Annotated in this window: 6 protein-coding genes; all 6 read left to right on the forward strand. The window is 37.2% G+C overall.

What is annotated here, in order from left to right; translation table 11 throughout:
* Positions 1-9: 9 nt before the first annotated feature.
* The 6 genes from BC792_RS16990 to BC792_RS17015 all read left to right on the forward strand — a co-directional run bounded on the left by BC792_RS16990 (position 10) and on the right by BC792_RS17015 (position 5,066).
* Positions 10-1,098 carry a PDDEXK nuclease domain-containing protein gene (locus tag BC792_RS16990; RefSeq protein WP_148910218.1) on the forward strand — a complete coding sequence of 363 codons (1,089 nt, stop codon included), beginning with the start codon at positions 10-12 and terminating at the stop codon, positions 1,096-1,098.
* A 42-nt stretch (positions 1,099-1,140) separates the two neighbouring features.
* Positions 1,141-2,016: a hypothetical protein gene (locus BC792_RS16995; RefSeq protein ID WP_148910219.1), complete on the forward strand. Its 876-nt coding sequence runs from the start codon at positions 1,141-1,143 to the stop codon at positions 2,014-2,016.
* Between the two features lie 25 nt (positions 2,017-2,041).
* Complete coding sequence (locus BC792_RS17000) at positions 2,042-3,130, forward strand: hypothetical protein (RefSeq protein ID WP_148910220.1); 1,089 nt, start codon at positions 2,042-2,044, stop codon at positions 3,128-3,130.
* A gap of 113 nt (positions 3,131-3,243) precedes the next feature.
* Entirely contained in the window at positions 3,244-3,897 is a 654-nt protein-coding gene (locus tag BC792_RS17005) for a hypothetical protein (protein WP_148910221.1), read from the forward strand.
* A complete protein-coding gene (locus BC792_RS17010) occupies positions 3,894-4,466 on the forward strand; it encodes a hypothetical protein (RefSeq protein ID WP_148910222.1) in 573 nt (190 codons plus the stop codon). Before BC792_RS17005 ends, BC792_RS17010 begins: the two co-directional genes overlap by 4 nt.
* A gap of 108 nt (positions 4,467-4,574) precedes the next feature.
* Positions 4,575-5,066: a hypothetical protein gene (locus tag BC792_RS17015; RefSeq protein ID WP_148910223.1), complete on the forward strand. Its 492-nt coding sequence runs from the start codon at positions 4,575-4,577 to the stop codon at positions 5,064-5,066.
* Positions 5,067-6,145 lie beyond the last annotated feature (1,079 nt).

Raw genomic sequence — 6,145 nt, forward strand, 5'->3', positions numbered from 1 at the left:
TATCAGGATATGGACAATCGTTTTTCAGACATCATCAATCTAATACAGCAAGCTCGAAGCAACGCCATTCGTGCCGTTAATACCGAGCTGATAAACCTGTATTGGAATGTAGGAGCATACATCAAACAAAAACTATCCGTTGCAGATTGGGGTGATAAAACCGTTGATGAATTGGCGTTGTTCATTCAGCGTAATAATCCTGAATTAAAAGGCTTTAATCGTGCAGGGCTTTATAGAATGGTACAGTTTTATGACACGTATGCCGAAGTTAAATTTGTCGCCCCAGCGAGGCGACAAATGCAAAATTCTGATAATCAATCAAATCAAATTGTCGCCCCAGTGAGGACACAATTTGATTTTCAGCCCCAAGATATTAGAAATACTATATTAGCTCAAATCAGTTGGACACACCATCGCACCATCTTTTCACGTTGCAAAACCGAAGAAGAACGAGAATTTTACTTGCGGATGGCTATCAAAGAAAATTACAGCGTTCGGGAGCTTGACCGGCAAATTTCCGCAAGCCTTTTTGAACGTACAATGATAGGTAACGCAAAAATCTCAACACTGCCGAAGGAATTAAATACCGACATCACAAACACGTTCAAAGACAGTTATGTGTTTGAGTTTCTGAACCTGACCGAGCCACACAGCGAGAGCGATTTGCAAAAAGGCTTAATCAAACAGATGAAAAACTTTATCCTTGAATTAGGTAGGGATTTTATTTTCATTGACGAAGAATACAAGGTGCAGGTAGGCAACAGCGATTTTTACATTGACCTTGTATTTTATCATCGGGGCTTGCAATGTTTAGTGGCATTTGAGCTAAAAGCCGACACATTTAAACCCGAGCATTTGGGACAGCTCAATTTTTACTTAGAAGCATTAGACCGCAAGGAACGCAAACCCCACGAAAACCCGAGCATTGGTATTTTGCTTTGCAAGGATAAACAAAACGAAGTCGTAGAATTTGCATTGAGCCGTTCGCTATCTCCTGCAATGGTTGCCGAATACCAAACACAGTTGCCCGATAAAAGACTATTGCAACAAAAACTTCACGAGATTTTTGAAAATAGCAATATAAAAGATGTGGAATAAATTGGATAACTGCTATTTTTAATGTTTAGAATAAAGTAAGAGATGAAGCCAATTTTATACAGAATAAATTATGGAGGGGTAAGGATATCTGACAGGCCGGATGAACGCCTCTTGCCCTGGTTTACGGATAGGCTGATCATCTGTTTTTGGACGGGAAACTGGATGAGAGCCTATCTGGACAAACACTTGGAGGAGATAAAACTGGAAGCTGAATCAAAGGGTTTCCGTTTTTTCTGGATAGAAGACCCCAATATCGCTGAATTTGCCGATCTGCCGATCGTGGACGACCCCACATTTACGGTGAACGATGAAATAAGCTACTGCTTGTTCAATGACCGGTACACAGAAAACGTCTGTCTTGTTAGGCGGTTGGATGATCGACATTTTGTAGGTTGGTTGAAAGGTGATCTTGTCAAATCATCCACGGACATCCGTCTGCCAAAAGAACTGTACGAGGAGTTAGGACCTCCCGAAGATTACAGGCCCGTAGCCACTTGGGAAGACATCGAAACGACATCGGGAGAAGAAATAGCCCCCTCTCCAATTCGTACAGACCCCGACCCGAACAATGACCTGCACGACCATTATTTTCAGCAGTTTTCTGTCCAGTGTGAGCGATGTCATCACGTTAGTTTTTATAAACTCAGTAAGCAACCGGATTTTTACAACTCTATGGATGCCGAGGTGAAATGTGCGCGATGCCAAAAAGAAAGCCATTATGTCTGTTCAGGTGATCTCGGATATTATTTGGAGGTGGAATCTGGCGAATGGGAGGTGTTCGGAACCGGCATCCCTTTTGGAACGGGGTACTGTGAAGATTGTAAGCCTTATTATGTAAGCGATGTTAAGAATTTGGAGTTTAAGTGCGACTGTGGCGGCACTATGAAAAAAGTGAATAATAATGGGGTACTCTCATAAGCAATATTTATTCGCCGAATATCTAATGAATAGGTTTGGAGTTTCGGACCAGGAATTTATACAACAGTTTCTTGACCATTATCTTTCAAAATATGGTAGGTGGACTCCAAGTATGGATGGAAGGTATAACTATTTTGATGTGTCTGCTGCAATCGATAGCTTATTAATGGAACAGAACATTAAAAGAAATCGATATGCTATTAGAAAGAAAGAGGTAAGGCGGGAATATACTACCGCTACGGATTTGTCTGCTTTTGCTTTTTGTCCCGCAAGTTACTCAATTAATAAGTCTTTTGAAATCCCCAAAACATCAAATGAAAGAGAAATTGGATTAGGAAATTATTTTCATGATCAGTTAAACCTGTTAAAGAAAATTAAAGATGTAGGAGTTCAAAAGATAGAAACAGAATATGATATTGAGGCAGATGTATTTGTTCTTGATGACTCATGTCTTCAAGAAATTTATAGCTCTACATTGATTTTTAATGGACATTCTCTGGATACAAGAAAAATCTTTCTTAATCATGAGACAAATGTAGCATGTGTACCTGATTATATTTTCCAGGATATCAAAGGCAATAATTTTGTTGTCGAAGAAAAATATCATTTTTATAGAGATCCAAGAAAATTAACTTATGACGAGAAACTTAATTATATAGAACCTGATGACATAGGCAGACAGCGTGTTTTAGATAGAAAATCCCAAATTTTCCACATTAATCATATCATACAGGTACTTGCTTATATTAAGAACATTATCGATTACAAAATTGACTACGGATATTTAGTTTATTGGTATTACGATTTTAAGGAGAACGATGAAAATAGGACGGTTCCGTACCTTCATAAAGTGTCTAAAAAAAAGATTTTATTTGATGAATACCATCGAAAGGTATATAGCAGGGCTGTTCATTCACTCGATGGTTTTTTGACAAGTGGAAGGCTGGAAATGAGATTAGATAAAATTCAGCCTAAAAAGTGTGCAGGGTGTTCAGTAACGCAGTATTGTGGTCACAAAACGAAAAAATATACGGAATTATCCATACCTTACAGTACTGATTATTTAAGTCTGGATAATGTGGAATTTCCAGAGGAATTGAAAAAGGAAAGATAATTCTGATCAGCCGATGCTGTTTTGATAGAAGGATTGTTGATAGAACGAAAATACTGTAATAAAAATGACTTTACAACGGTATGTCGGTTGGTAACATAAAGCGTGTACGATCTATGAATAGAACAATTTTTGCAAGTTATTACGAATCTGATAACATGTTGTATGAGGAAAATATGTCCGCTATGAAGGTTTTGATAGCAGAAGAAAAAAATAAGTCCAAAATAGCTGATTTGATATACTATCGCTTATATAACAGGTTTTTAAAACCTTTCTTTTTTGACGAATCTCCCGAACTACAAAAATATCCTATACTTGTTGAGCTATATCGAAAACAATACAAAAATGGTTTCGCAATGATGGCGAACTGTTGCTTGTTGATAGAAACTGTAGCTTCCTTTTTAGGCGGAACTAATAAAACGGAGAAAGACAAAGCAGTTGAATCATATATCAAAGTTTTCAAGAAAGCCAAAGATTACGGAAATGATCTTGAAAAATTTGTTGATAAGAAAATATATGGAGCTATGAGGTGTGGATTATTGCATCAAGGTGAAACTTACGATAATTTCATTATTAGAAGATCGGGGGATATTCTTTACTCAGATGATAAAACCATTAATGCTACTAAGTTTGCAAGAGCATTGAGGTTATTTTTGCAATCGTATAGGGAAGAACTGAAATCGGAAAAATGGGATAGTGAATTATGGGATAATTGTCGGACAAAAATTAGACATATAATAGCTAATTCAAGTGAAAAGATAGGGAAATGAGAATAGCAATATTGGCTTGGGGGTCGTTGGTTTGGCAACCGAAAGAGTTGGGATGTAATAAATCCTTTGGGTGGAAACCAGATGGGCCGATTTTGCCGATAGAGTTCGCAAGAATTTCTAAGGATGGTCGTTTGACATTGGTTATTACTTCAAATGGTACGAAAGTACCAACATTATATACTTTGTCGGATTATATGACTATTGATAAAGCTGTTTCAGATTTGGCTGTAAGGGAAGGTTCGGGTAGGAACAGTATAGGATGGTATGAGAAATTGAAGGACGAGTTTTTCCCTAAAGGTTTTGTATATCAGGATGAGATTAGAGAATGGATAAAAGACAAAGATTTCGATGTCGTTATTTGGACAAATCTTGGTGAGAAATGGGAGAGAAAGAATGATAAGGGGAAGAATGAAATCATTAATCCGAATGATAGAATAGGCTATTTAAGAAAACTAAAAGGGCCAATTTCTACATCAGCAGAACAATATATCCGCAAAGCTCCCAAGCAAATCAACACTAAGTACAGGGAGAAAATAGAAAAAGAATTGGAGTGGTTTCCGATAGAGTGATGCTTTCAAGAATGCGAGTGGATAGGTAATGTTATTGAGCAATGATGTACATATTATCCGTTTGCCACAACAGGATAAAATTTATGAACCATATTAAATAAAAAAGGAATGAAATTATCGATAACTATTTTACTATTAACATTCAATATTTTCAATAATAGCAAATCTTTCGGGCAATGTGAAGACTTGTCTTTTTTAAACACATTGTTTATTGGTAGTGTTGAAGATATCGATGGAAAATTAACAAATAAAAACTATGTTTTTCAGAAAGAGATGGTTACGGGAATCGATTGGAGAAACAATTCTTCGGGCAAATCTATTTCAGTATTATTTAACTCGAATAATAAAGTAGAACGTGTACAATATAGGTTGTTATATGATTTGGATTGTTACGATAACTTAAGAACCCAAATGTTAAACACAGGATTTCAGAAAGAATTTGAAGTGTTAGGGGAATATGATACATTTTATTTTTTCTATCGCGGAAAAAATAAGGGGGTAGTACTATCAAAATGGAATTTTGAAGGTTCAAATATGTATCAATTTAATCTATGCTCCATAGGTCAATATGAATTAGAACTGACAAAAAGAAAGAAATAATGAATACTGTCAGCTGAATTGTTGGCAGTGAAGATTTGAAGAATTCGTTGTTATTTCAAATCTTTTTGTTATATTGTAGTTTAGAGTGGTAGGGGATTATGTGGCGACAATATTCGTATTCTGCCGTAACGTTCTTTGATAGCTGGACACAGCATGATAGAAATAAATCCGCCCGCTTCCGTTTATCTATTTGGAAAGGGAGGTGTCTGGATGCATAGATGTCTGGGCATATAAATGTATAGATATGTGGATATATAGATGTATGGGTATATAGATACGTGTTGTGTTCCCAATACAGAATGTTTGTTTTTTGCGCCGTTAAGGCACATTTTGGTATAACCCCTCTCTTTTGTTTGGTGATGTGCAAGTTGTGTTTTTGTACGTACAGCCCTCGTACCTCGTGCTACCCACAAAAACCGAACTTGCCACGGAACAGCCACATCCCGTGGGGAATGGCCGTACCGAGGTAGGAAAAAGGTCGCAACTCTCTTTTTCCTTATTTGATACAAAACGAAAAACCGTCACAAATATGTAACAACCCTAAATTTTGCGGTTCCAAAAAATGTTCATATATTGCCTCTGTAAGTCGGAAAAGCATATTTTTGACTCCTTTGTAAAGGATAGACCCTATAACTGTTAATCAGAGGGTCGCTGGTTCGAGCCCAGCTTCAGGAGCATCAATTTACAAGGTCTTTTTTCTTAAAAAGACCTTTTTTTATGTGGCTACGCGTATTCCCGCGTTTTTCATTTTGTAATATCTATCAGATTTTTAAAGTCGGCGGTACTTAAGTGGGTATTTTTCCGGGGGAGACTTCATAACTGCATGCCAGCTCCGAAATGGTAACCGGTATTTTACAGGTGCTTTCCGATTTTTGCGACCGAAAATTGTTGAGGACAACAGTAAGTTTGCCCGTTCCGGATCACAGGAAGAAGACTCGGGAGCTCATTAATGTCATTATCGACCCATTGGCTATTTCGGAGTGGCCATGCCATCGATTTCGGTCAAACCGTGCCACTAAAAAAGATCATACAATGATATAAAAAGTTGCTGATTATTCCTGTTTTAATATTCCTTTTCT

The organism is Sphingobacterium allocomposti (assembly GCF_008124885.1).
GTDB lineage: Bacteria > Bacteroidota > Bacteroidia > Sphingobacteriales > Sphingobacteriaceae > Sphingobacterium > Sphingobacterium allocomposti.